24 protein-coding genes, 1 pseudogene and 1 riboswitch are annotated in these 23,412 nt (G+C 62.7%); of the genes and pseudogenes, 6 read left to right on the plus strand and 19 right to left on the minus strand.

Translation table 11 applies throughout. From position 1 onward, the window contains the following. Positions 1-53: 53 nt before the first annotated feature. The 8 genes from FJ954_RS11785 to coxB form a co-directional block, all read right to left on the minus strand. Entirely contained in the window at positions 54-809 is a 756-nt protein-coding gene (locus FJ954_RS11785; protein ID WP_181171244.1) for an SURF1 family protein, read from the minus strand. Continuing rightward, entirely contained in the window at positions 806-1,192 is a 387-nt protein-coding gene (locus FJ954_RS11790; RefSeq protein ID WP_015318791.1) for a DUF983 domain-containing protein, read from the minus strand. The genes FJ954_RS11785 and FJ954_RS11790 overlap by 4 nt, the downstream gene beginning before the upstream one ends. A 330-nt stretch (positions 1,193-1,522) precedes the next feature. Then, complete coding sequence (locus tag FJ954_RS11795; RefSeq protein ID WP_015318792.1) at positions 1,523-2,404, minus strand: cytochrome c oxidase subunit 3; 882 nt, start codon at positions 2,402-2,404, stop codon at positions 1,523-1,525. Position 2,405: 1 nt separating this feature from the next. Next, positions 2,406-3,038, minus strand: coding sequence for a cytochrome c oxidase assembly protein (locus tag FJ954_RS11800; protein ID WP_140617289.1), 633 nt, complete (start codon positions 3,036-3,038; stop codon positions 2,406-2,408). Next, complete coding sequence (locus FJ954_RS11805) at positions 3,038-3,199, minus strand: hypothetical protein (protein WP_015318794.1); 162 nt, start codon at positions 3,197-3,199, stop codon at positions 3,038-3,040. Before FJ954_RS11805 ends, FJ954_RS11800 begins: the two co-directional genes overlap by 1 nt. Positions 3,200-3,201: 2 nt before the next feature. Further along, the gene (locus tag FJ954_RS11810; protein WP_140617290.1) at positions 3,202-4,146 is read right to left on the minus strand and encodes a heme o synthase; all 945 of its coding nucleotides are present in this window, start codon (positions 4,144-4,146) and stop codon (positions 3,202-3,204) included. 75 nt (positions 4,147-4,221) lie between these two features. After that, positions 4,222-5,874 (minus strand): cytochrome c oxidase subunit I, encoded by a 1,653-nt coding sequence (gene ctaD, locus FJ954_RS11815; protein WP_015318796.1) that lies wholly within the window; start codon positions 5,872-5,874, stop codon positions 4,222-4,224. 37 nt (positions 5,875-5,911) lie between these two features. After that, entirely contained in the window at positions 5,912-6,778 is an 867-nt protein-coding gene (gene coxB, locus FJ954_RS11820; RefSeq protein ID WP_140661413.1) for a cytochrome c oxidase subunit II, read from the minus strand. A 378-nt stretch (positions 6,779-7,156) separates the two neighbouring features. On the opposite strand from coxB, the gene FJ954_RS11825 reads away from it, so the two are divergent. The 3 genes from FJ954_RS11825 to FJ954_RS11835 all read left to right on the plus strand — a co-directional run bounded on the left by FJ954_RS11825 (position 7,157) and on the right by FJ954_RS11835 (position 10,221). Next, positions 7,157-7,717: an invasion associated locus B family protein gene (locus FJ954_RS11825; RefSeq protein WP_140661414.1), complete on the plus strand. Its 561-nt coding sequence runs from the start codon at positions 7,157-7,159 to the stop codon at positions 7,715-7,717. Positions 7,718-7,889: 172 nt separating this feature from the next. Next, complete coding sequence (gene tldD / locus FJ954_RS11830; protein WP_140661415.1) at positions 7,890-9,302, plus strand: metalloprotease TldD; 1,413 nt, start codon at positions 7,890-7,892, stop codon at positions 9,300-9,302. Positions 9,303-9,537: 235 nt separating this feature from the next. Next, entirely contained in the window at positions 9,538-10,221 is a 684-nt protein-coding gene (locus tag FJ954_RS11835; RefSeq protein WP_181177803.1) for a transglutaminase-like cysteine peptidase, read from the plus strand. 223 nt (positions 10,222-10,444) lie between these two features. Here the strand turns inward: FJ954_RS11835 and FJ954_RS11840 are convergent, their stop codons facing one another. Together FJ954_RS11840 and FJ954_RS11845 are read right to left on the minus strand one after the other, a co-directional pair. Continuing rightward, a complete protein-coding gene (locus tag FJ954_RS11840) occupies positions 10,445-11,689 on the minus strand; it encodes a class I SAM-dependent RNA methyltransferase (RefSeq protein ID WP_140661416.1) in 1,245 nt (414 codons plus the stop codon). Next, entirely contained in the window at positions 11,686-12,450 is a 765-nt protein-coding gene (locus FJ954_RS11845) for a TlyA family RNA methyltransferase (protein ID WP_140661417.1), read from the minus strand. The genes FJ954_RS11840 and FJ954_RS11845 overlap by 4 nt, the downstream gene beginning before the upstream one ends. A 174-nt stretch (positions 12,451-12,624) precedes the next feature. Here FJ954_RS11845 and FJ954_RS11850 point away from each other — a divergent pair, with 174 nt between their 5' ends. After that, complete coding sequence (locus tag FJ954_RS11850) at positions 12,625-13,026, plus strand: GFA family protein (protein WP_140617295.1); 402 nt, start codon at positions 12,625-12,627, stop codon at positions 13,024-13,026. On the opposite strand, the gene FJ954_RS11855 is transcribed toward FJ954_RS11850, so the two are convergent. From FJ954_RS11855 to FJ954_RS11880, 6 genes are all read right to left on the minus strand, one after another. Continuing rightward, positions 13,023-13,316 carry a hypothetical protein gene (locus tag FJ954_RS11855; RefSeq protein WP_015318804.1) on the minus strand — a complete coding sequence of 98 codons (294 nt, stop codon included), beginning with the start codon at positions 13,314-13,316 and terminating at the stop codon, positions 13,023-13,025. The genes FJ954_RS11850 and FJ954_RS11855 overlap by 4 nt on opposite strands. A 148-nt stretch (positions 13,317-13,464) precedes the next feature. Further along, positions 13,465-15,402 (minus strand): 1-deoxy-D-xylulose-5-phosphate synthase, encoded by a 1,938-nt coding sequence (gene dxs, locus FJ954_RS11860; RefSeq protein ID WP_015318805.1) that lies wholly within the window; start codon positions 15,400-15,402, stop codon positions 13,465-13,467. A 73-nt stretch (positions 15,403-15,475) separates the two neighbouring features. Then, positions 15,476-16,396 carry a pirin family protein gene (locus FJ954_RS11865; protein WP_140661418.1) on the minus strand — a complete coding sequence of 307 codons (921 nt, stop codon included), beginning with the start codon at positions 16,394-16,396 and terminating at the stop codon, positions 15,476-15,478. A 39-nt stretch (positions 16,397-16,435) separates the two neighbouring features. Next, positions 16,436-16,702, minus strand: a complete 267-nt coding sequence (locus FJ954_RS11870) for a DUF2277 domain-containing protein (protein WP_015318807.1) — start codon at positions 16,700-16,702, stop codon at positions 16,436-16,438. Between the two features lie 91 nt (positions 16,703-16,793). Further along, positions 16,794-17,045, minus strand: a complete 252-nt coding sequence (locus FJ954_RS11875; RefSeq protein ID WP_015318808.1) for an exodeoxyribonuclease VII small subunit — start codon at positions 17,043-17,045, stop codon at positions 16,794-16,796. A gap of 3 nt (positions 17,046-17,048) precedes the next feature. Further along, positions 17,049-17,975, minus strand: a complete 927-nt coding sequence (locus tag FJ954_RS11880) for a histone deacetylase family protein (RefSeq protein ID WP_140661419.1) — start codon at positions 17,973-17,975, stop codon at positions 17,049-17,051. Between the two features lie 178 nt (positions 17,976-18,153). Next, a riboswitch (cobalamin riboswitch) is annotated at positions 18,154-18,336 on the plus strand. 71 nt (positions 18,337-18,407) lie between these two features. On the opposite strand from FJ954_RS11880, the pseudogene bluB reads away from it, so the two are divergent. Further along, a pseudogene (gene bluB, locus FJ954_RS31995) lies at positions 18,408-19,013 on the plus strand (5,6-dimethylbenzimidazole synthase); the annotation flags it as partial. 116 nt (positions 19,014-19,129) lie between these two features. Here the strand turns inward: bluB and FJ954_RS11890 are convergent. Both FJ954_RS11890 and FJ954_RS11895 read right to left on the minus strand, forming a co-directional pair. Continuing rightward, a complete protein-coding gene (locus tag FJ954_RS11890) occupies positions 19,130-20,113 on the minus strand; it encodes a hypothetical protein (protein WP_224587714.1) in 984 nt (327 codons plus the stop codon). A gap of 89 nt (positions 20,114-20,202) precedes the next feature. Next, positions 20,203-20,811 (minus strand): TetR/AcrR family transcriptional regulator, encoded by a 609-nt coding sequence (locus FJ954_RS11895; protein WP_015318812.1) that lies wholly within the window; start codon positions 20,809-20,811, stop codon positions 20,203-20,205. A gap of 120 nt (positions 20,812-20,931) precedes the next feature. On the opposite strand from FJ954_RS11895, the gene FJ954_RS11900 reads away from it, so the two are divergent. After that, complete coding sequence (locus FJ954_RS11900; RefSeq protein WP_140661421.1) at positions 20,932-22,152, plus strand: MFS transporter; 1,221 nt, start codon at positions 20,932-20,934, stop codon at positions 22,150-22,152. A 19-nt stretch (positions 22,153-22,171) separates the two neighbouring features. Here the strand turns inward: FJ954_RS11900 and ribB are convergent, their stop codons facing one another. Beyond that, positions 22,172-23,272: a 3,4-dihydroxy-2-butanone-4-phosphate synthase gene (ribB, locus tag FJ954_RS11905; RefSeq protein ID WP_140661422.1), complete on the minus strand. Its 1,101-nt coding sequence runs from the start codon at positions 23,270-23,272 to the stop codon at positions 22,172-22,174. Positions 23,273-23,412: the final 140 nt, after the last annotated feature.

Here is a 23,412-nt window from a genome sequence, read left to right on the forward strand (position 1 = left end):
GCCTACCCCTGCCCTGTCAAGGGTGTCGGTGGAAAGAGAGGCGTCGCTTGCGTTCATTCCTCTTTCGCGGGCCGACGGAGCCGGAGGACAAGCACCGCGGCGAGTGCCGCGGCAAGCCCGTACCAGGTGACGGCATATTGCAGATGGCTGTTCGGAAGGTCGATGATGGTGACACCCCCGACCGGAAGGCCGCCGGGATTTGGCGTCTTGTCGGCATCGATGAAGATCGGCACCAAGGTGAACCCAGCCGGCAGGCCGGCGCTCGCGGCCATGACGTCGCGGTCCTTCCAGTAGAAGATGTTCTTCCCCACATCATTGTCGGGAAGCATCATGGAGGGCTTTGCCGGCAGCGGGTTGCGGGCAAGCCCGGTGACCGTGACCCTGCCCGTTACCTGTCCCTTGGCGCGCTTCGCCGCATCCTTGAGGTCGTAGGGAACAAAGCCGCGGTTGATCAGGACGAAACGGCCGTCGTCTAGGGCCAGCGGCGTATAGACGTTGAAGCCGGCATCCCCTTCCCAGGTCGCGTAGAAATGCCGCTCGCCGGAATGCAGGAAAGTGCCGGTGACAGTCACCGGCGTGTAGTCGACGTCGCCGGTCGAGGCGAATTCCTTCTCGACCTCGGAAAGCGGTCGTGGCGCCGCATGGGTGCGCTGGTCGATGGTCTGCAGCAGGCCTTCCTTCCAGTGCAGGCGCTGGACCTGCCAGGTGCCCAGCGCCAGCAGAATCAAGAACAGCACAAGGCCAAGGACGAACAACAGTGCCGATCGTGGCCGCGAATGGCCGCGGTCTTTGAGGGACGCTTCGCTCATTCGCCGCGATCCAGCCGACCCTCGGCTGCTTTGTTGCTGTATTGCAGGGTGAGCAGCACGCCCTTGATTAGCCGAAGCGCCGTGAGACACAGCACCAGGGCGAGTGGGATCCATATCAGCAGATGCAGCCAGAGCGGCGGGCTCAGCGTCACTTCCACCCAGAGCGCCAGACCGACGATGATGAAGCCGATGATCAGGATGACGAACACGGCCGGTCCATCGCCGGCATCGGCGTAGGAATAGTCGAGGCCGCAATTGACGCAGCGCTTGCCGACGGTGAGAAAGCCGGAAAACAGCCGCCCCTCGCCGCAACGCGGGCAGCGGCCGTGCAGGCCGGCCGAAATCGGATCGATCGGAGGCCAGATCGCCTTGTCTTCACTCATGCGTAGTGCCGTAATTCATGGCTATTGCTCGATCTCGATCGGCGCCCCATCGGCCACCATCGCCCAGATTTGTCCATATCGGACTCCGTAACCCCAATGCAGTCATCGGTCCAGTCGACCAATTGAAGCAGCCAGCCCCACTAGCTGAAGCCGCTTCGCCTCCTCGACGCGCAAGACCTTCTCGGGCAAGAGCCGGAATGCCAAGGCGATAAAATGCGCAAATTGAAGTCAGCCGCATCTTTCATCGATTGGCGATCCTTGCGCCGAAAAGAAGAAAGGCGGCCACGTCGCCGCGGCCGCCTTCCCGAAATTGAAACTCAAAAGGCTGGATCAGTGGCCTTCGATCACCGCGCCGACCGATCCCCAGACGTAGATCGAGGCGAACAGGAACAGCCAGACCACGTCAACGAAGTGCCAATACCAGGCGGCCGCCTCGAAGCCGAAATGCTGCTTGGGGGTGAAGTCGCCCTTCATCGCCCGGATCAGGCAGACCAGCAGGAAGATGGTGCCGATGATGACATGGAAGCCATGGAAGCCGGTCGCCATGAAGAAGGTGGCGCCGTAGATGGAATCCTTGAAGCCGAACGGCGCGTGCATGTACTCGTAAGCCTGCACCATGGTGAACAGCATGCCAAGCCCGACGGTCAGCACCAGGCCGTTGATCAGGCCCTTGCGGTCGCCATGGATGAGCGAGTGGTGCGCCCAGGTGACCGTGGTGCCCGACAGCAGCAGGATGATGGTGTTGTAGAGCGGCAAATGGAAGGGATCGAGAACCTCCATGCCCTTCGGCGGCCAGACACCACCGGTAAACGTGTGGCGGGCATAGTTCTGCACCTCACCGGCAAAAAGGCTGGCATCGAAATAGGCCCAGAACCAGGCAACGAAGAACATCACCTCCGAGGCGATGAACATGATCATGCCGTAGCGCAGGTGCAGCGACACGACGCGCGTATGGTGGCCTTCATGCGCTTCCTTGATGGTGTCGGACCACCAGGCGAACATGGTGTACAGCACGATCACAATGCCGATGAAGAACAGCCACGGATTGGCGATGTTGACGCCGAAGATCGGGAACGAGCCGCCTTTCAGGTATTCCATGAGGCAGACACCGCCAAAAGCGGTGACAAGCGCCCCTACCGATCCCAGGAAGGGCCATGGGCTCGGGTCGACGAGATGGTAGTCATGGTGTGGTTTTGCGTGCGCGTCTGCCATATCAACCCCCGAGATTTCCTTCGGTATCTGAAACTGTCTTGCTATTGCCCTGGGCCGGCCCGGACGACGCCACCGGCTTGGTCTTCTCGACCGGGAACATCGTATAGGACAGGGTGATCGTCTTCACGTCCTTCAGTTCCGGCACATTCACGATGTCGGGGTCCACATAGAACAGGACCGGCATGTCCAGCGTCTCGCCCGGCTTCAGCGTCGTATCGGTGAAGCAGAAGCATTCGACCTTGTTGAAGTACGGACCCGCCAGTTCCGGCTGCACGTTGAAGGTTGCGCGGCCGGTGACGGGGCGATCGAACTTGTTGGTCGCCTGATAATGCGCCTGCACGGTCTGCCCGATCTTCATGGTCATCGAGCGCTGGACCGGCTGGAACTCCCATGGCACGCCGGCGATGTTGGCGTCGAAACGGACGGTGATCTCGCGATCGAGCACGCGGCCGGCATATTGCTTCTCGGCACGTTGCGTCGTGCCGCCATAGCCGGTCGCCTGGCAAAACATCTTGTAGAGCGGCACGGCTGCATAGGCCATGCCGATCATGCCGGTGAAGAAGGCAAGGCAGACAACCGCGACAACGCGGTTGCCGGTCTTGCTTACCGTCTTCTTGGACGTCTCGGCGCTCATCACATCGAGCCCGACAAATTGTGGCCGAACTTCACGATTGTCGCGATGTAGAAGATCACGACCAGCACCGCCAGCGCCACGCCGATGGCGATGGAACGGCTGCGCTGGGCCTTCTTCTGGCGATCGGTCAAGGTCACCGTTTCGAGTTCTTTCTCGGCCATGGTCATGCCCCACCCATGGCAAGCGCGCGTTCGACGACACTGTCTGCCAGATAGGCGGCGAAGATTGCGAAGAGATAGAGCAGCGAATAGGCGAACAGGGCCTTGGCCGGCTTCATGACGCGGTCATCGTCGGCCATGCCAAGCACTTTCCAGGCATACCAGACGAAACCAGCCCCCAACAGCAAGGCGGCCACGCCGTAGAACGGCGTCGTATAGCCGAGCAGCCAGGGCAGCACGCCGACCGGGGCCAGCACCAGCGCGTAGGCGAAAATCTGACGGCGGGTCGATGCATGGCCGGCGACGTTGGGCATCATCGGGATGCCGGCGCGGCCATAGTCCTCGGACTTGAACAGCGCGAGCGCCCAGAAATGCGGCGGCGTCCACAGGAAAATGATCAGGAACAGGATGATGCTTTCGAGGCTGACCGACCCGGTCACCGCGGCCCAGCCGATAACCGGCGGGATGGCGCCCGCTGCACCGCCAATGACAATGTTCTGCGGCGTCGAGCGTTTCAGCCACATCGTGTAGACCACGGCATAGAAGAAGATGGTGAAGGCCAGCAGCGTCGCCGACAACCAGTTGACCAACACGCCGAGCGTCATCACCGACAGCACCGACAACACCAGGCCGAAGCTCAGCGCCTCGTGCGGCTGGATCCGGCCGGAAGGCACCGGGCGGCTGGCGGTCCTGGTCATCACCGCGTCGATGTCGGCGTCGTACCACATGTTGAGCGCGCCAGAGGCGCCGGCTCCAATCGCAATGGCAAGGATGGCGATCACCGCCAGCAGCGGATTGATGGTCACCGGTGCCGCGACCAGCCCGACAAAGGCGGTGAACACCACCAGCGACATGACGCGCGGCTTCAGCAGGGCGAAGAAATCGCCCGCCGTGGCTTCCGACATACGGAAGCCCGCTTCGTCAATGCTGGTTTTGTCGACTAGGGCCATGCGTACTCAAGTCCATCATTCCGTTGGCCAAAACCGCCGGCGGGCCGGCGGTTTTGTATTCGAGCGGGAGCCGCCTTACTTGATCTTCGGCAGCTGCTCCCACTGGTGGAACGGCGGCGGCGAAGGCAGCTGCCATTCGAGCGTGGTAGCACCCTCACCCCACGGGTTGGCGCCGGCGATCCGCTTCTTCTGGAAGGCTTCGAACACGCCATAGAGGAAGATCACCACACCGACGGCCGAAATATACGAACCGTAGGACGAAACCATGTTCCAGCCCGCAAACGCGTCAGGATAGTCGATGGTGCGGCGCGGCATACCGGCGAGGCCGAGGAAGTGCTGCGGGAAAAAGATCAGGTTCACGCCGACGAACATGACCCAAAAATGGGTGTTGGCGATGACGGGCGAGTACATGTAGCCGGTCATCTTCGGGAACCAGTAGTACCAGCCGGCGAAGATGGCGAACACCGCGCCCAGCGACAGTACGTAGTGGAAGTGGGCAATGACGAAATAGGTGTCATGCAGCGACCGGTCGAGGCCGGCATTGGCCAGCTGAACACCGGTCACGCCACCAATGGTGAACAGGAAGATGAAGCCCAGCGCCCACAGCATCGGCGGCTTGAACGAGATCGATCCGCCCCACATGGTTGCGATCCAGGAGAAGATCTTCACGCCGGTCGGCACCGCGATGACCATGGTGGCGAAGACGAAGTAGCGCTGCGTATCGAGCGACAGGCCCGTCGTATACATATGGTGCGCCCAGACGATGAAGCCGACCGCGCCTATCGCGACCATGGCATAAGCCATGCCGAGATAACCGAATACCGGCTTCCTCGAGAAGGTCGAGACGATATGGCTGATGATGCCGAAACCCGGCAAGATCAGGATGTATACTTCCGGGTGGCCAAAGAACCAGAACAGGTGCTGGAACAGGATCGGGTCACCACCACCGTCAGGCGCGAAGAAGGTCGTGCCGAAGTTGCGGTCGGTGAGCAGCATGGTGATGCCGCCGGCCAGGACCGGCAGCGACAGCAAGAGCAGGAAGGCGGTGACCAGCACCGACCAGGCAAACAGCGGCATCTTGTGCAGAGTCATGCCGGGGGCACGCATGTTGAAGATGGTGGTGATGAAGTTGATGGCGCCGAGGATCGAGGAGGCGCCGGCGATGTGGATCGACAGGATCGCCAGATCCATCGCCGGTCCGGGCTGGCCCGAAGTTGACAGCGGCGGATAGAGCGTCCAGCCGCCGCCTACGCCAAAGGCGCCGGGCGCACTCGGCACGAACATCGAGGTGAGCAACAGGATGAAGGCCGGCGGCAGCAGCCAGAAAGAGATGTTGTTCATGCGCGGGAATGCCATGTCGGGAGCACCGATCATGATCGGCACCATCCAGTTGGCGAAACCGCCGATCAGGGCCGGCATGACCATGAAGAAGATCATGATCAGCGCGTGCGCGGTGGCAAACGCATTGTACATGCTCTTGCCGCCGTCGATCGCGGCGTCGCCGTTCATGCCATAGACCATCTGCGCAAGACCGCTGAAGATCTGGATGCCAGGCTCCTGCAGCTCCATGCGGATGGCGACCGAAAGCGCGCCGCCGATTATGCCGGCCATGATCGCGAAGATCAGGTAGAGCGTACCGATATCCTTGTGGTTGGTCGAATAAACCCAGCGCACCCAGCCATGATACGGCTTGTGGTCGTGCCCGTCGTGAGCTGCAGCGTCTGCCATGTTCCGCTCCGTTCCTAAATCTTGCTAACCCGCGGCATCAGTTGCCGGCGGCCGCTACCTTGTTCTGGCCATCGACCTCGGCCATGAGCGTCCTGTTGGCACCTGGCAGGTCGGTCTTGGCCGCGGCCAGCCAGGTCTTAAACTGCGTATCCGACACCACACGAACGGCGATCGGCATGAAGGCATGGTCCTTGCCGCAGAGCTGCGAGCACTGACCGTAATAGAGGCCTTCTTTCTCCGCCTTGAACCAGGTCTCGTTGGTGCGGCCGGGAACGGCGTCGATCTTGATGCCGAAGGACGGCACGGCAAAGGAATGGATCACGTCGGTCGCGGTGACAAGCACGCGGGTCATCGTGTTGACCGGCACGACCAGCTCGTTGTCGACGGCGAGCAGGCGCGGATAGACCGCGCGATCCTCCTTGCCGGCCTTGGCGCGATCGCCATCCTGAAGAATGGCCGAATTGAAGGCGAGCGTGTTGTCGGTCTGGTATTCGTAATCCCAGTTCCACTGGTTGCCGGTTGCCTTGACGGTCAGCTTGGCCTCTTCTGGCGGCGTATATTGGGCGGTCAGGAGTTGGAACGAGGGGATGGCGAGGCAAAGCAGGATGACGACAGGGCCGATGGTCCAGATCACCTCGATCAGCGTGTTGTGGCTGGTCTTGGACGGGGTCGGATTGGCGCTCGCGCGGAATTTGACGATGCAGTAGATCAGCAGAAACAGCACCAGGACCGTGACCGGGATGATAAACCACATCGTGTAGTTTCCGAACCACTCGATCTGCCGCATCATGTCGGTCGCAGGCGCCTGGAAGCCGGTCTCCCACGGCCTGGGCTGGTCCGCATAAGCGGATCCGCAGGCGAGGAACGTGGCAGCAGCACCGGTGCTCGCTAGGAATTTTCTCATCGCCCTCTTCGTCTCCCAGTCTCTCGCCGGCTGTGCCCGCGAGAATAACCAACAATGCCGGGACGGGAATCCCGGACAGTCTCAAGCTGGTTCAAACCATACTCTTTTTCCCTCCGCAAGAAAGGAGCGGTCGAAACCGTGCGGCATTTTTGCGCGCAAGCTGACGTGGCTCTTCCGGGGCAATGGCCGTAGTGGCGAATCGCGTATGTTCGGCGGGCCGCACGCCTTGTGCCGGCGACACCCGCAAAGCGTCGTAATTCAGGCGAATTTGGCAAGGAAAAGCGCCGCATTGCCTTTTTAGGGACAGTCCGGCCACGGTCTCGTCCTTTACTTGGCATTGGCGCGGCTTAAAGTGCCGTGATTCGCAATGGAGCCGTCATGAACTCTTGGCTTTCGAGACTGAGGCATACGCGACTGGGCCTTTCGAGAACCCTGGCAAACGCCGTGTTTCTCGCGGTCCTGTGCGCGGCCGGTCTGTCCGTCCCTGGCAAGGCCAATGCTGCCCAGCCAAGCGGCACGGTGCGCTCGACGCATGGCGCATGGTCGATCATCTGCGACACGCCGGCCGGCGCCACCTCGGAACAATGCGTGATGATGCAGAACGTCGTCGCCGAGGATCGTCCGGAGATGGGGCTTTCGGTCGTCGTGCTACGCACCGCCGACAACAAGGCCGAGATCCTGCGCGTGCTGGCGCCGCTCGGCGTGCTGTTGCCGAACGGCCTCGGCCTCAACGTCGACGGCAAGGACATTGGCCGCGCCTATTTCGTGCGCTGCTTCCAGGACGGCTGTTATGCCGAGGTCATTCTCGAAAAGCCGCTGCTCGACACGCTGAAGACCGGTACGTCGGCAACATTCATCGTTTTCCAGACCCCGGAAGAGGGTATCGGCATTCCCGTCGACCTCAAGGGTTTCGCCGAAGGCTTCGCCGCTCTGCCCTGATCGCGGCTTCGCGCTGAACCAGGCCTGGACGCGGCTTTTGCCGACCCCAGACGCATGCCTTGCGTTCAGCGAACGAAATCATTCGTCGGCGCCGATTCCTCATTGCCGATTGTGCGGGCGCGGCTTCACGCCTACATCGGGGGAAAGCAAACATCCCACGGACGGACGCGCCATGAACAGCCTGATCGGCCAATTCGACATTTCAGACGACCGCATCAAGCAGATCGTCGCTGACACCATCAAGGGCGCGGACGACGGCGAGCTTTTCCTCGAATACAGCGAGAGCGAAGCGCTGATGTTCGACAATGGCAAGCTGAAGACCGCCAATTTCAACACCGACCAGGGCTTTGGCCTGCGGGCCGTCGCCGGCGAGGCCAGCGGCTACGCTCATTCCAGCGACCTGTCCGAGGCGTCGCTGCTGCGCGCGGCCGAAGCCGTCTCGACCGTCAAGGGTGGCTATTCCGGCACGCTTGCGGCAGCCCCCGCCCGTACCAACCGCCATCTCTACGGCGACGAGAACCCGATCCCCTCGCCTTCCTTCGAGGCCAAGGCGAAGCTGCTGCAAGAAATCGACGCCTGGCTGCGCGCCGAGGATCCACGCGTGCGCCAGGTAACGGCCTCGATCGCCGCATCCTGGCAGCATGTCGAGATCGTTCGTGCCGACGGCCAGATAGTGCGCGATATCAGGCCGATGGTCCGCGTCAACGTCTCGGTCGTCGTCGGCGACGGCGACCGCCAGGAAAGCGGCTCCTATGGCATGGGCGGGCGCAAGGCATTCGGCGAATTCCTGATCGAGGATAGTTGGAAGCACGCCGCCAAGGAGGCGCTCCGGCAAGCGGTGGTCAACCTGGAGGCAATCCCGGCCCCGGCAGGCACTTTCGACATCGTGCTATCCAATGGCTGGCCGGGCGTGATGCTGCACGAAGCCGTCGGCCATGGTCTTGAAGGCGATTTCAACCGCAAGAAAACGTCGGCGTTCGCCGGCCTGATGGGGCAGCAGGTGGCCGCCAAGGGGGTGACGGTCGTCGACGACGGCACCATCCCAGAGCGGCGCGGCTCACTCACCGTCGACGACGAAGGCACGCCTTCGGCCCGCAACGTCTTGATCGAGGACGGCAAACTGGTCGGCTACATGCAGGACCGGCAGAATGCCCGGCTGATGGGCATGAAAGCCACCGGCAATGGCCGGCGAGAAGGCTATGCGCACCAGCCGATGCCGCGCATGACCAACACTTACATGACCTCAGGCGACATGGAGCCGGACGAAATCATCGCCTCCGTCAAGAACGGCATCTACGCCGTCTCCTTCGGCGGTGGCCAGGTCGACATCACGTCGGGCAAATTCGTGTTCGGCTGCACCGAGGCCTACATGATCGAGAACGGCAAGGTGACGCAGCCGATCAAAGGCGCGATGCTGATCGGCAACGGGCCTGATGCCATGCACCGCGTCTCGATGGTCGGCAACGACATGAAGCTCGACAATGGCATCGGCATGTGCGGCAAGGCCGGCCAGGGCGTACCCGTCGGCGTCGGCCAGCCGCATCTCAGGATGAACCAGATGACGGTCGGCGGCACGCGGGTTTGAAAATCGGTGCCGTTCCGGTGTCATCACCCGCCGTGACGTTTCCGGATGCAGGCGCCCTCCACCATGCCCATCGTCATCCTGACAGGTGCCGGCCTGACAGGGGCCGGCTTTCCGGCGGCCGGGACCTTGAAGTGGACACAATCCACATTAACAAATTATTAGGTCTTTGACTGCCTGGGCTGCCTCTCGCGCGTGAACGCAGCACCAGTTCCTCGTTGCGGTGGTGGTTTTGGCAATGCGGCACTCCCCCGTCCTGGCTCTCCTGCTTGGCTTTGTTTCGTTGATTGGTGCGGCATCGCTGCTAGCCAGTCCGGCGTCGGCCCAGTCGACTTTGTTCAAGTCGCGACCGACCCAATCTTCCATGGAGGGGTCGCGCTCTGCCTCCGTGGGAGGAAGCACCAGCGTCCCCTACGGTTGGATCGATTTCTGTCATCGCCGACCAAAAGAGTGCAAGGTGCCTGCTCTGCCGGCCGCGAATGTCAAGCTGACAGCGCGGACCTTTCGTATCCTCAAGCGGATAAATCAGAAGGCGAACAGCGCCATCAAACCCGTCAGCAATTTCGATCACTGGGGCACGATGGCGGACCATTGGGATTATCCGGTTGACGGCAAAGGCGATTGCAAGATCTATGCACTCTACAAACGCAAGCTCCTTCAAGAGGCTGGATTTCCCCGGCAGGCGCTGTTGATGACGGTCGTGCGCGATCTCAACAATGAGGGCCACACCATCCTGACCGTGAAAACCGATAAAGGCGATCTTGTCCTCGACAATATGGTCGACCAAATCAGGCCCTGGAACGCAACCGGCTACTACTTCCTGAAACGTCAATCGCAGCAGAATCCGAACGTCTGGCAGTCGGTCAACCAGCGAGGCGGCACGCCGAAAACCTTCGCGAATGCTGCAAAGCTCGTAGATTGAGCCTGCCTGGACCGTACGGTCCAGGCATTACAGGCGTTCGGCGAATTTTTTAGAGCGGTTCGGTGTTTGATAGAATCGCTGAACCGCTCTCTCTTCATTTCGACGCAATTCCGGACGGAAAACCGCTACCCATTCTTCCTGGAGTCGCTTTAACCGGAGGATCCCGCAGCAGCGCTTGGGAAGCGCGGTTTTCTGTGGCCTCAGCAGTCTCAACGAACCGTGCTCAGCCGCGCCTCCTCCTCGGTTTCTCCAGCAAGGCGACCGCCTCGACATGTGGCGACCACAGGAACTGATCGATTGGCGTCACGCTGGTCAAGGTATAGCCGCCGTCGATGAGAATGCGCAGGTCGCGGGCCAGCGTCACCGGGTTGCAGGACACCGCGGCAACGTATGGAACATCCGAGCGGGCGATCTGCTTCGACTGGTCTTCGGCGCCGGCGCGCGGCGGATCGAAGACAAGGCCGTCGAAGGCGTTCAACTCCTTGAAGGTCAGTGGCCGGCGAAACAGGTCGCGTCGTTCGCCCGTCACCCGCTTGAGGCCGGTCGCGAAACGTGATCCCCGGTCGAGCGCCGAAAGCGCGGCCGCGTCGCCTTCGACCGCATGGACTTCCGATTTCGTCGCCAGCCGCAAGGCAAAGCTGCCGCAACCGGCAAAGAGATCGGCAATTTTTTTTGCACGCTTCAGATGTCCGCTGACGATCTCGGCCATGGTCCGTTCGGCGGCCTCCGTCGCCTGCAGAAAGGTGCCGGGCGGCACGGCGACCGCAACACTGCCGAACATGACCACGGGCTTCCTTGGCTCGATGACAATCTCGTCATCGATGGACAGCCTGGCAAAGCCTTGCGCAATGACAAAGTTGGAGGCGATACGGCGCTGGTGTTCGCCGAGCTTGCCTGACTCGTGCACCGCGATGTCGAGGCCGGAACCTGTAACGGTGACCGCCATCCGGAACGATTTGGTGGTGGCGCATATCAATTCGGCCAGCGCCCTCAGCTGGCCGAGTGCCGCGACGATCTCGGGCAGTGAGATCGGGCATTCGGATATGGAGATGATCTCGGGCGACAGATGGCGATTGAAGCCGAGCAGCATGTCTGCGTCCGTGCGCCGGGCGGCAAGCACGACGCGGCGGCGCGACTGCGGCGCGCAGGCGACCAGTTCGCCAATCTCGCACTCGATGCCCTTGCCCCTCAATGCGTGCACCACCTTTTCGCGTTTCCATCGGCGATAGGCTTCGGTCTCGAAATGCTGGAGGGCACAGCCGCCGCATTCGGTGAAATGGCGGCAGGCTGGTTCGACGCGCAGCGGAGAGGCTTCCAGCACCGCCATCAGCGTGGCGCGATCCCGCTCGCGCGCGGCGGTGACGATCTCGCCTGGCAGCGTGAAGGGAATGAACAGATCGCCGCTCTCGGTTTCGGCGATGCCGTCGCCCTGCGATCCGAGCTTTCGTATTGTGAAGCGTACGCTCATCGGCCCTTGATCCCACCGAGCAGGAATTCGCGATTGCCGTCGCCACCTTCGATCGGCGACAGATGCAGGCCAAGCGAGCGCCAGCCGGGAACGGCATCCAGCCAATCCTGCAGCAGGCCCGCGACACGGGCGGCACCGAAGGGATCCTTCAACAAACCGCCCTTGCCGATCGCCTCTCGACCGGCCTCGAATTGCGGCTTGACCAGAAAGATCGCACCGGCGCCGGGCTTGGCAATGGCGAGTGCCGGCGGCAGCGCCAGTTTCAGCGAGATGAAACTGACGTCGGAAACGATGAAATCCGGATTGCGGCCGGCAAGATCGGCAACGGTGAGATCGCGCGCGTTCAGGCCCTCGATCACCGTCACGCGCGGATCACCACCGACATCAGGATGCATCTGGCCATGCCCGACATCGATTGCCGTGACATGGGACGCGCCGCGTTCGAGCAGCACCTGGGTGAAACCGCCGGTCGAGGCGCCGATGTCGAGGGCCTCGCGACCGGCCGGGTCGAGGCTGAAATGGTCGAGCCCGGCGATCAGCTTGAGCGCGGCGCGCGAGACATAGGCTTGCGCCGGATCGTCGATGGCGACAACGCATTGCGGCGAAACGTTCTGGCCGGGCTTGCGGGCTATGGCGCCGTCGACCGTCACCGTGCCGCGCTCCACCGCGTCGCGGGCGCGCGAGCGGCTGGCAAACAGCCCGCGCTGGACGAGCAGGTCGTCGAGCCGCTGGCGTGTGCTGGCTGGCAGAGGCGAGTTCATCGGCCTTCTCTGACGAAAGCCCGCGGTGAAGGCAAGGACATTAGATGGACCAAAGTGATCCTACGAGAGCGGCTGGTGCATCGAACCAGGCCGCGGCTTGCGCCCATCATGCCGGGTCCGGCAGAATATTGGTCACGAAGAGCCCTCTGTTTGTCGCAACTCGAAGGAGAACGAATGCTGACGGGAACCTGCCACTGTGGCGCCGCCCACTGGACGCTGGAGGGCGACCCCGGCCCGGTGACGGCCTGCAACTGCACGCTTTGCCGCCGCTATGGCACGCTCTGGGCCTATGATTATGTCGACGAACGCATTCGCGTTTCGGGGCCAATGGGCAGCTATACGCGCGCCGGACAGGAAGACCCGTCGCTCGAGATCCTGTTCTGCCCGCGTTGCGCCTGCGTGCTCGGCTGGCGCGGACTGCGCGCCAGCGCCTCGGGTCGAAGACGCATGGCCGTCAATGTCCGGCTGGCGCCCCCCGAGGCCGTGGCCGATCTGCCGATCGACCATTTCGATGGTCTCGACACGTACGACGATCTGCCGCGCGACGGCCGCTGCGTACGCGACATGTGGTTTTAGAAGATGGTTCGCGGAGCCTGGCGCTCGATGGCTGGAGACAAACCGTCGTCTCGACCGCCTGAAGCCTGCTCACGCGCATGCCCGGTCGCAACAGGTGATACAGGCGAAGGATCCGGCGGCACCACAAGCTGCGGAATTTGCTTGTAGGAAAAGCCGCCGCGGATATCGCCCATCTTGCCGGCGACAATGCCTATCGCCGCCTTTTCGAGATTGCGGTCGTAGGGCGTTTCGGCGGCAGCCGGTACGACCATCACCGCCAAGAAGGCCGCGCCGCACAGAAGCGTCTTCATTCTCGTTGTCTCCCTGCCTGGCTGTGATCTAGCAGGGCGGCGTTGAAAAACGGCCAAGGGACAGGGTAAGCAAAACGCCAAACGGCAACGTTAACAATGCCTTATAAAATCGAGCCGGCAAACTGATTCAAGCTGTTGAGGTTTTGATTCAGGCGCGCTGGGCGCGGACCGTATGACCGAGCGCGGTGAATACGGTGCGCACGATTCCGGCGACGTCGAGGCCAGCATCGGCATACATCTTCTCTGGCTTGGCGTGGTCGGTGAAGTCATCCGGCAGCACCAGCGGGCGTACCTTCAGGCCGCTTTCGAGCAGTCCTTCATGGGCGAGGAATTGCAGCACATGGCTGGCGAAGCCGCCAATTGCGCCCTCCTCCACCGTCACCAGAACCTCATGCGAGCGGGCCAGCCGCCGGATCAGATCCTGGTCGAGCGGCTTGGCGAAACGGGCATCGGCGACCGTGGTGGAAAGCCCGGCCGCGCCGAGTTCCTCGGCCGCGATGAGGCAATCCTGCAGCCTTGTGCCGAAGGACAGGAGGGCAACCTTGCTGCCTTCCCGGACGACGCGGCCTTTGCCGATCTCCAGAACAGAGCCGCGCTCGGGCATGTCGACGCCGACGCCGTTGCCGCGCGGATAGCGGAAGGCGATCGGCCCGTCGTCATAGCTGGCGGCGGTGCGCACCATGTGACGCAATTCCGCCTCGTCGGCCGCGGCCATTACGACGAAGCCCGGCAGGCTTGCCAGGAAGGTGGTGTCGAACGCGCCGCAATGGGTGGCACCGTCGGCGCCGACAAAGCCGGCGCGATCGATGGGGAAACGCACCGGCAGTTTCTGGATCGCGACGTCATGGACGACCTGATCGTAGGCACGCTGCAGGAAGGTCGAATAGATCGCGGCGAAGGGCTTGTAGCCTTCCGTCGCCAGGCCGGCGGCGAAGGTCACCGCATGCTGCTCGGCAATGCCGACGTCGAAAGTCCTTGACGGAAACACCTCGCCGAACAGGTCGAGGCCGGTGCCGCCCGGCATGGCGGCGGTGACGGCGACGATGCGGTCGTCCTCGCGGCCCTCCTGGATCAGGCTTTCGGCAAACACCTTGGTGTAGGCCGGTGCATTGGCCGGCGCCTTGGCCTGTGCGCCGGTGATGACGTCGAATTTGTTGACGCCATGATACTTGTCGGCGGCCGCTTCCGCCGGCGCGTAGCCCTTGCCCTTCTGGGTGACGACATGGATCAGCACCGGACCCTTGCCGTTGTCACGGACATTTTTCAGGACCGGGATGAGATGCTCCAGATTGTGACCGTCAATCGGGCCGATGTGATAGAAGCCGAGTTCCTCGAACAAGGTGCCGCCGGTGACGTAACCGCGCGCATGCTCGACCGCGCGGGTGATGGCTCGATCGGCCCGCTTGCCTAGATAGGAGGTCAGCTTCTTGCCAAAGTCGCGCAGGCCGACATAGGCCTTGCCGGAAGCCAGACGCGCCAGATAGGCGCTCATGGCGCCGGTTGGCGGGGCGATCGACATGTCATTGTCGTTGAGGATGACGATGAGGCGCGCATCGAGCGCGCCGGCATTGTTCATCGCCTCATAAGCCATGCCGGCCGACATGGCGCCGTCGCCGATGACGGAGATGACATTGTTGCGCCCGCCTGAGAGGTCGCGGGCGGCGGCCATGCCGAGGCCGGCCGATATCGATGTCGAGGAGTGGGCGGCGCCGAACGGGTCGTATTCGCTCTCGGCTCGGCGGGTGAAGCCCGACAACCCGCCTTCCTGGCGCAAGGTGCGGATGCGGTCGCGACGGCCGGTCAGTATCTTGTGTGGATAGGCCTGGTGGCCGACATCCCAGATCAGCCGGTCATCGGGTGTGTTGAAGACATAGTGCAGCGCCACGGTCAGTTCGACCACGCCCAGCCCGGCTCCGAGATGGCCGCCGGTGCGCGACACCGCGTCGATCAGTTCGAGGCGAAGCTCTGATGCCAGTTGCGGCAAGTCGCTCTCGGCCAGCGTGCGCAGGTCGGCCGGGACGCGAACCCTATCGAGAAGCGGCGTATGCGGCGTTGCGTTCACGTTGGGCCCAGACTTTCTGTTCATCGGCGGATAGGCCGCCGGCCGGCGAAAGTAAATGCGTGTCGCTGACGCGGACGGTCAGCCCCTCACGATCTTCTCAGCCTTCCGGCAGCGGGATGAATTCTTTCTCATCGCCAGGAACGATATCGAAGCGGCCGGTCTTCCATTCCTGCTTGGCCTGCTCGATGCGCTCCTTGGACGAGGAAACGAAATTCCACCAGATGTAGCGCTTCGAACCGAGAGACGCGCCGCCGAACAGCATGAAATGCGCACCCATCGATGACGATATGATGATCTCGTCGCCGGGCCGGAACACCAGCAGCCGTTCCGCTGGAAAGGCATCACCCGAAATCGAAACCTCGCCCTCCAGCGTGTAGATGGCGCGCTCCTCGGCATCGCGCGGGATTTTGACGCTGGCGCCAGGCGCCAGCCGCAAATCTGCATAGAGTGTTTCGGAATCGGCCCGCACCGGAGACCGCAACCCCTGGAAATCGCCGATGACGACGCGGCCGCTGACGCCTTCGGCGTCGATTTCGGGAAGCCGCAGCGCCGCTGTGTTCTCGAACACCGGTGCCACCTCTTCCTTGCCGTCCGGCAGAGCCAACCAGGTCTGCAGGCCGGAGATCGACATCGGCGCGCCGCGCAATTCCTGCGGCGTGCGTTCGGAGTGGACGATGCCGCGACCGGCCGTCATCAGGTTCACGTCGCCGGGTTGAATGACCATTTCGGTGCCGAGCGAATCGCGGTGCCTGATCTTGCCGTCGAACAGATAGGTCACGGTCGACAGGCCGATATGCGGGTGGGGACGGACATCGAGCGCCTGGCCGGCACGCATGATCGCGGGGCCCATTCGATCGAAGAAGATGAACGGCCCGACCAGGCGCCGCTTGGCTGTCGGCAAGGCGCGACGCACCTCGAAACCGCCAATGTCCTTGGCGTTGGGGATAACCATCAACTCGATCTGGTCGCTGGCGAAGGCATCGCCGGCCTCAGGGTCCTTGCCGGGGAAGAAGCTCATGAACTCTCCTCGTCAGCGGTCAATGGTCGCTTGGGCATATCAGGCGAACCGGATCGCCGCTTTTGCTTTTAATTTGGCCGCCACCTCTTCGCGATTGCGCGGATGCTGGTGGGTTTCGAGGGAATCGAGCAATTCGCGTGCGGATGCCGCGATGGCTTCGACGGCATGATCGAACGCATGCTGGTTCTTGGCAGAAGGCCGCGTTGTGCCGCTCAGCTTGCGGACAAACTGCAGTGCCGCGTCGCGGACTTCGTCGTTGGTTGCCGGCGGATCAAAATTGAACAGGGTCTTGATGTTTCTGCACATCGCTTCCGTATCTCCTCTTGTCCGTTTCAATCGGGACGAACTGTATCCTCAATGATGATCGTGTCCAAAAACCGGTAGGCTGCTCCGGACCTCAGTCCGCGTCGAGCGGCTCGGTTCCAACCGGCTTGCCGTCGCGCGACAGCCTGATCTTCTCGACCTTGTCCTCGGCGGCCTTCAGCAGCCGGTCGCAATGGACCTTCAGCGCCTCGCCCCGCTCGTAAATCCGGATCGACTGGTCGAGCGGCACGTCGCCACGCTCCAGATCATCGACGATCTTCTCCAGTGCGTCGAGTGCCTGTTCAAAGCTCATCGCCTTGACGTCTTCGTTGATCTCACCGGTCATCATTCATCCTTTCATCAGTCGCCCGACATGGGCGGCGACCGAAAATGCCAATCCCTGCAGATCGTAGCCGCCCTCGAGCAGGCTGACGAGCCGGTTGCCGCCGTGGATTGCGGCGCGCTGCATCAGCTGGCCGGTCGCCCAGTCGAAATCGTCCTCGGTCAGATTGATTTCCGCCAGCGGGTCGCGATGGTGCGCGTCGAAGCCGGCCGAAACGATAATCAGATCCGGCGCGAAATTGTCGAGTGCCGGCAGCACGCGCGACAGGAACGCATCGCGAAACACCTCGCTGCCCGTCCGAGGCGCCAGCGGCGCATTGACGATGTTGCCGGCGCCGGTCTCACTCTTCGCGCCCGTGCCGGGATAAAGCGGCATCTGGTGCGTCGAGCAATAGAGCACCGAGGGATCGTCCCAGAAAATATCCTGCGTGCCGTTGCCGTGGTGCACGTCCCAGTCGACGACCGCGACACGCTCGGCGCCGTGCTTCTTCTGCGCATGGCGCGCTGCGATTGCCGCCGTGTTGAAGAAGCAGAAGCCCATGGCCGTGGTCTTTTCGGCATGGTGGCCGGGCGGACGGGCGGCGACGAAAACGTTGTCGGCGCGGCCCGCAAAGACGTCGTCGACGGCAGCATTGGCGGCACCGATCGCCGTAATCACCGCTTGCCAGCTTTTCGGGCTGGCGGTGGTGTCGGCGTCGATGCGGGCAATGCCTTCGTCGGGGATGGCGGCGCGGACACGCGCGACGAAATCGGCGGGATGCGCGTAGAGGATGGTCGCCTCGTCGCCGTGCGGTGCCTCGACGCGGTCAAGCGTGGCAAAAGCTTCGTCGTCGAGCACGCGCTCGATGGCGCGCAGGCGGTCGGGCCGCTCGGGGTGACCGGGCGGCGTGATGTGTTCGAGAAAGATCGGGTGCGTGTAGAGACGGGTGGCCATGCCCCCTATCTAGTGCCCCGGCGTCGTGATGGCCATGCGTTGCGGCTTGATCGCTGGGGAAAATCGAACCTGCGTCCATTCATGTCGCTGCGGGCATTGGCGGCGCCGGCCCTTCGGCGTAAGGTCGCAACCACTGCCTGGTGCCCGCCGGGCTGTTTGTTTTAGCCGCATTTTGCGACGCCAAGTGATTCCACTTGGCTGCAAATGCCCTGGCGGGAGAATCGGGAACACGGTTGAACTCCGTGGCGTGCCCAACGCTGTGAGGGGGACCGCGCCGGTAAATGCCACTGTCGATGACGGGAAGGCACCGGACGCGGGTTGATCCCGAGCCAGAAGACCGGCCTGGCAGGCATCGTCATCCGCATGGTCAGGCGGATGACATCGATTGCAATCGCAAGGGGACAAGCGATGCCGGAAGCTATGACCACTCCAATGGGCGATGGATTTGACCAGATTGCGCGCGACGCTGTTTACCGCGCCATCTTCACGCGGCGCGACGTCCGCAGCCATTTTACATCGGAGGCCATCGACGACGAGGTGCTGGCGCGGCTGCTGCTTGCCGCCCACCACGCGCCGTCGGTCGGCTTCATGCAACCTTGGAATTTCATCGTCATTCGCGATGCCGCGCGGCGGGCGGAAGTGCGCGACCTGTTCCTGGCCGCGCGAGAACGGGAACTGCCTGAAATCGAGGCAGAACGGCAGGCGCTCTACCGCAAGCTCAAGCTCGAAGGCATTTGCGAAAGCGCTCTCAACATCTGCATCACCTGCGACCGCGAACGCTCGAAAGGCTCGCCGCTGGGGCGCTGGCACAATCCGGAGATGGATCTCTACAGCACGGTCTGCGCGGTGCAGAATTTCTGGCTGGCGGCACGCGCCGAAGGCGTTGGCGTCGGCTGGGTCAGCATCATCGAGGCGCAAGCGCTGAAAAGCTTGCTGGCCATTCCCGACCAGGTGACACCGATCGCCTATCTCTGCGTCGGCCGTGTTTCCGAGTTCGCACCGAAGCCGGATCTCGAAACACACGGCTGGGGCCGGCGGCTGCCGTTGCCCGAGCTTATCATGAGCGAGACTTTTCGCGGGCAAGGCGAAGCGCCGCTCAAATCAGCAGTGGCGCGCCTCGGCACCGTCGCCGGTGCGCCGGCGAGGCCGGTTGATCAGCTCGTCGCGCCGGCAGTGCCCCAGCGCGAACCGCCGAAAGTGGAGAGCGCCTTGTCCTTGAGTTCCCTGAACTTCGACGAGGCTTCGGCCAGCCTGGCGTCCCAGGCGGCATCGGGCACCTGACCCTCGATGGTCTTGAAATAGACCTGCATCAGGCAGGCAATGGCGAACGGCTCAATGAAGGCCGCCTTGAAAGCCCAGGCAAAGACGATTGCCAGCACGAAAGCCCAGCCGGCGAGCTGCCCGGGCATGACGTAAAGAATAGCGGCTGCCGGAGCCAGCATCAGCAGGAAAATCACGAACGACACGCCCCACATGATGACCCCTAGCCAGACGGCATTCTTGACCATGGTCTTGCCGTTCTGGGCGTAGAGCACAACGCCTTGGCGCGCGGTTTCGAACGGCGAGGACGAACTGATGCGGATGTTGTAGCCGAGAATGATCTCGTCGACATAGGTCAGCGACAGGCGAATCACCGTGTTGAGGAACGAAACCAGGCCGCTCAGGCCAGGAATGGGCAGGAAGGCCGCGATGCCGCCGAGCAGGCCGGTGATGGCGCGTATGGCGCCCTTGACCAATTGGTCGACGACGAAAAGGATGTTGGCCTCGGCAAAACGCTCGGTCACGACCTCTTTCGCGTAGGCGATCTGGTTCTGGCCGTGGGGAATATCATTGCCGTCGATCAGATGCACCATGACGGCGATATGGCCCGCCTTGACGACGTAGAGAATGTATTCGCGGATCCAGTAGACGGCGATCGAGACGATGCCGAAACCGACCACGCCGCCCCACATCGCAAAAGACAATGGTCCGTCGGGATCGGTGGAAATATGGCCGACGCCATAGCCGACGGAGGCGCCGGTGCCGGTGGCCACGATGTAGGCCAGGGTGATCCCAAAATAGATGATCATGCGAAAGACAATGAAAGGCCAGGTCCGCATCATGATGGACACCGACCTGCCGATATCGAAATCCCACATGCCCGAATCTCCCCTCAGAGATGGCTGCGGAGGATGCGCTCAAACCGGCTATTGTCAATTGCAGGCAGTGGCGGGACTGCCATGGTGGTTCATCTTGAAAGCGCTTCCGGCTTTTTCAGCAGGCCTTCGAGCAATTGCTTGAACGCGGCCACCACCATCTTCGATGTCGCTTCGGGATCTTGCGAATTGGCGATGCGCTGCGCGGCCTGGCTGCTCGCCCCATTGATCAGCCGCGCTGCCGACTCCGGGTCGACGCCGGGGACGACCACCCCTTCCCGCTGCAGCGCTGTCAGATGATCGGTCATTGAACCGACGCAGGCATTGGCATTCGACCACAGTGCCGGATCGCCCAGCACAGCCGGACCATCCCGGAACATGATGCGCTGGATTTCCGGCTCCAGCGCCATTTCGATATAGGTGGTGCATTCGTCGACGAAATGCTGCCAGCGGGTCGGCGCCCGCGACGCGACCTCATTCACCCGGGCCGCCATTTCCGCGTCGATTTCGGCGATAACCGCCTCAAGCAGTCCCTTCTTGTCGCCGAAGTGATGATAAAGGGCGCCGCGCGTCAGCCCGGCCGACGCGGTGAAATCATCCATCGACGCTTCGGCATAGCCGATGGTGCCGAAAGCCTGGCGCGCCGCGGCGATCAGCTTGGCGCGTGTCTCGGCGATCATCTCCTTGCGCGGTCGATGCATGCTTCTGGCCTTACTTACATACGCTCCGTATGCCAATTGACATACGCGACGTATGCTCTATTTAACACTTATACGTCTCGTATGTAATTGTCGAATCGCCCCTTGTCGAGGAACAGGATCATGCAAAACCCCTATTCGGAAATCTTTCGCGCTCCCGGAGCCAGGGGCTTTGCCGCCGCCGGCTTCATGGCGCGCCTGCCGATCGCCATGGCGCCGATCGGCATCGTGGCGATGCTGTCGCAGACGCGTGGCGAATACTGGCTGGCGGGTGCGGTTTCGGCGACATTCGCCTTGGCCAATGCCTTCCTGGCGCCGCAGATATCGAGGTTGGTCGACCGCCTCGGCCAGACGCGGGTTGTCGTACCCACCACCATCATCTCCGTGCTCGCATTCGCGGCCCTGATCGCATCGGCCAATCAAGGCTGGCCGGTATGGACGCTGTTCGCGTCGGCACTGCTGGCCGCGGCGATGCCAAGCATGCCGGCCATGGTGCGGGCGCGCTGGACCGAGATTTTCCGGGGCCGGTCCGAGATGAACACCGCCTTCGCCTTCGAGTCGGCGGCGGACGAACTGGTCTATATCGCCGGCGCATCGCTGTCTGTGGGCCTCAGCGCCGCGCTGTTCCCGGAAGCGGGCGTGCTCGTCAGCACGCTGTTCCTCGCCTTGGGCTCGACAGCCTTCATTCTGCAGCGTTCGACCGAGCCGCAAGTGCGGCCGGTGGACCATGGCTCCAGCGGCTCGGCAATCCGCCTGGGGCCGGTCCAAATCATCACCTTCGCCATGATCTTCATCGGCGCGACCTTCGCGACGACGGAGGTGAGCACGGTGGCGATTACCAAGGAACTCGGCCAGCCGGGCACTGCCAGTCTCGTCATCGGCGTCTATGCGCTGGGCTCCTTCGTGCTCGGCATCATCATCGGCGCGCTCAACCTGAAAGCACCGCTGCAGCGCCAGCTCGCCATCGCGGTTGCCTTGGTCGCGCTCGGCACACTGCTGCCGCTTACCGCCAGCACCGTGCCAGCGCTCGCGCTGACTGTCTTCATCAGTGGCGTGGCGATCTCGCCGACCTTCATCACCGCCTTCGGCCTGATCGAGCGGCATGTCCCGGAAGCGATGCTGACCGAAGGCATCACCTGGGTGACGACAGGCATCGGCATCGGCATGGCGCTTGGTTCGTTTGCCGCCGGCGCGGTGGTGGATGTGTTCGGCGCCCAGAACGGGTTCTGGGTTTCGGTGACGTCAGGCGCTATCGCGCTGATCACGGTGCTGCTCGGCCAGCGCAGCCTCGCCACCCACGAATGCGAGTTGGAACGATGCGAGGCGGCAATCCCGGCCGAGTGACAGGCAGGGTTTGGCGAGCTCAGATGATCTCGGTCTTAGCGATGTGGATGCCAAAGCCTTCGAGGCCGACATAGTGGCGCTCGCGCGAGGCAATCAGGTTGATCGAGGAAATGCCGAGGTCCTTCAGGATCTGGGCGCCAAGGCCGATCTCGCGCCATTCGCTCTCGCGCCGGCGCGCCTCTTCATGGTCCTCGCGGTCGCCTGGCGCCGGCCGGTTGCGCTCCTGGTGGGCAACGCCGACCGAGCCTTCCCTGAGATAGACGATGACGCCGCGCTTGCGTTCGCCCATCGCCTTCATGATGCCGTCGAGCCGGTGGCTGGTTCCGAACACGTCGGTCACCACATCCTCCGAATGCAGCCGCACCGGCACCTCCTCGCCATCGCGGATGTCGCCGAAGACGATGGCGACGTGATGCATCGTGTCCCAGGGCAGCGTGTAGGTGAAGACCTGCGCCTTGCCACCCAGCGTCTCGATGTCGGAGCAGGCGACGCGCTCGACCAGGGTCTCCTTGCGCTGCCGGTAAGCGATGAGGTCGGCGACCGATACCTGCTTGAGGCCATGCTCCTCGGCGAAAGCCGCGACCTGCGGGCCGCGCTTGACGGTGCCATCGTCGTTGACCAGTTCCGAGATCACGCCGATCGGCGGCAGGCCGGCGAGCTTGCACAAATCGACCGCCGCCTCGGTATGACCCGAGCGCATCAAGACGCCGCCCTCGCGCGCGATGAGCGGGAAGATGTGGCCAGGGCGAACGAAATCGGAGGCACCGACATTGCCGTTGGCGAGGTTACGCACGGTCAGCGTGCGGTCGTCGGCCGAAATGCCTGTCGTCGTGCCATGCTTGAAGTCGACGCTGACGGTGAAGGCGGTGGTGTGGGCCGAATCATTGTCGGCCACCATCGGCGCGAGGTTCAGCCGCTTAGCCTCCTCGCGCGGCATCGGCGTGCAGACGATGCCCGACGTGTTGCGCACGATGAAGGCCATCTTCTCCGGCGTGCAATGGACGGCCGCGACGATCAGGTCGCCCTCGTTCTCGCGCCCGTCATCGTCCATGACGACGACGATCTCGCCGCGTTCGAAGGCGCGGATGGCTTCGACGATCTTCTTCTGGTCATAAGGCATGGAACGCTCGCTTTGCTCGCAGGGCAGTAGGGGAATAGGGCAGTAAGGCAGTAAGGCAGTAGGGGAAAGGAAAATCCTGGCTGTTTCGGCTGGCTGCGTAACCTACTGCCCTACTGCCCTACTGCCCTACTGCCCTACGG

It is taken from the genome of Mesorhizobium sp. B2-3-15, assembly GCF_006442875.1.
GTDB classification, from domain to species: Bacteria; Pseudomonadota; Alphaproteobacteria; order Rhizobiales; family Rhizobiaceae; genus Mesorhizobium; species Mesorhizobium australicum.

What these genes read in the sequence shown, in the direction of transcription:
- FJ954_RS11880 (WP_140661419.1), bottom strand. Translation starts at nt 17,975, where the DNA reads ATGGCCACCCGTCTCTACACGCACCCGATCTTTCTCGAACACATCACG.
- FJ954_RS11845 (WP_140661417.1), bottom strand. Translation starts at nt 12,450, where the DNA reads ATGAACTCGCCTCTGCCAGCCAGCACACGCCAGCGGCTCGACGACCTG.
- FJ954_RS11870 (WP_015318807.1), bottom strand. Translation starts at nt 16,702, where the DNA reads ATGTGCAGAAACATCAAGACCCTGTTCAATTTTGATCCGCCGGCAACC.
- FJ954_RS11790 (WP_015318791.1), bottom strand. Translation starts at nt 1,192, where the DNA reads ATGAGTGAAGACAAGGCGATCTGGCCTCCGATCGATCCGATTTCGGCC.
- FJ954_RS11835 (WP_181177803.1), top strand. Translation starts at nt 9,538, where the DNA reads ATGCGGCACTCCCCCGTCCTGGCTCTCCTGCTTGGCTTTGTTTCGTTG.
- FJ954_RS11810 (WP_140617290.1), bottom strand. Translation starts at nt 4,146, where the DNA reads ATGGCCCTAGTCGACAAAACCAGCATTGACGAAGCGGGCTTCCGTATG.
- coxB (WP_140661413.1), bottom strand. Translation starts at nt 6,778, where the DNA reads ATGAGAAAATTCCTAGCGAGCACCGGTGCTGCTGCCACGTTCCTCGCC.
- FJ954_RS11895 (WP_015318812.1), bottom strand. Translation starts at nt 20,811, where the DNA reads ATGCATCGACCGCGCAAGGAGATGATCGCCGAGACACGCGCCAAGCTG.
- FJ954_RS11900 (WP_140661421.1), top strand. Translation starts at nt 20,932, where the DNA reads ATGCAAAACCCCTATTCGGAAATCTTTCGCGCTCCCGGAGCCAGGGGC.
- FJ954_RS11825 (WP_140661414.1), top strand. Translation starts at nt 7,157, where the DNA reads ATGAACTCTTGGCTTTCGAGACTGAGGCATACGCGACTGGGCCTTTCG.
- tldD (WP_140661415.1), top strand. Translation starts at nt 7,890, where the DNA reads ATGAACAGCCTGATCGGCCAATTCGACATTTCAGACGACCGCATCAAG.
- FJ954_RS11850 (WP_140617295.1), top strand. Translation starts at nt 12,625, where the DNA reads ATGCTGACGGGAACCTGCCACTGTGGCGCCGCCCACTGGACGCTGGAG.
- ctaD (WP_015318796.1), bottom strand. Translation starts at nt 5,874, where the DNA reads ATGGCAGACGCTGCAGCTCACGACGGGCACGACCACAAGCCGTATCAT.
- FJ954_RS11805 (WP_015318794.1), bottom strand. Translation starts at nt 3,199, where the DNA reads ATGGCCGAGAAAGAACTCGAAACGGTGACCTTGACCGATCGCCAGAAG.
- FJ954_RS11890 (WP_224587714.1), bottom strand. Translation starts at nt 20,113, where the DNA reads ATGTGGGATTTCGATATCGGCAGGTCGGTGTCCATCATGATGCGGACC.
- FJ954_RS11840 (WP_140661416.1), bottom strand. Translation starts at nt 11,689, where the DNA reads ATGAGCGTACGCTTCACAATACGAAAGCTCGGATCGCAGGGCGACGGC.
- FJ954_RS11875 (WP_015318808.1), bottom strand. Translation starts at nt 17,045, where the DNA reads ATGACCGGTGAGATCAACGAAGACGTCAAGGCGATGAGCTTTGAACAG.
- FJ954_RS11785 (WP_181171244.1), bottom strand. Translation starts at nt 809, where the DNA reads ATGAGCGAAGCGTCCCTCAAAGACCGCGGCCATTCGCGGCCACGATCG.
- ribB (WP_140661422.1), bottom strand. Translation starts at nt 23,272, where the DNA reads ATGCCTTATGACCAGAAGAAGATCGTCGAAGCCATCCGCGCCTTCGAA.
- FJ954_RS11855 (WP_015318804.1), bottom strand. Translation starts at nt 13,316, where the DNA reads ATGAAGACGCTTCTGTGCGGCGCGGCCTTCTTGGCGGTGATGGTCGTA.
- FJ954_RS11800 (WP_140617289.1), bottom strand. Translation starts at nt 3,038, where the DNA reads ATGAGCGCCGAGACGTCCAAGAAGACGGTAAGCAAGACCGGCAACCGC.
- dxs (WP_015318805.1), bottom strand. Translation starts at nt 15,402, where the DNA reads ATGAACAGAAAGTCTGGGCCCAACGTGAACGCAACGCCGCATACGCCG.
- FJ954_RS11865 (WP_140661418.1), bottom strand. Translation starts at nt 16,396, where the DNA reads ATGAGCTTCTTCCCCGGCAAGGACCCTGAGGCCGGCGATGCCTTCGCC.
- FJ954_RS11795 (WP_015318792.1), bottom strand. Translation starts at nt 2,404, where the DNA reads ATGGCAGACGCGCACGCAAAACCACACCATGACTACCATCTCGTCGAC.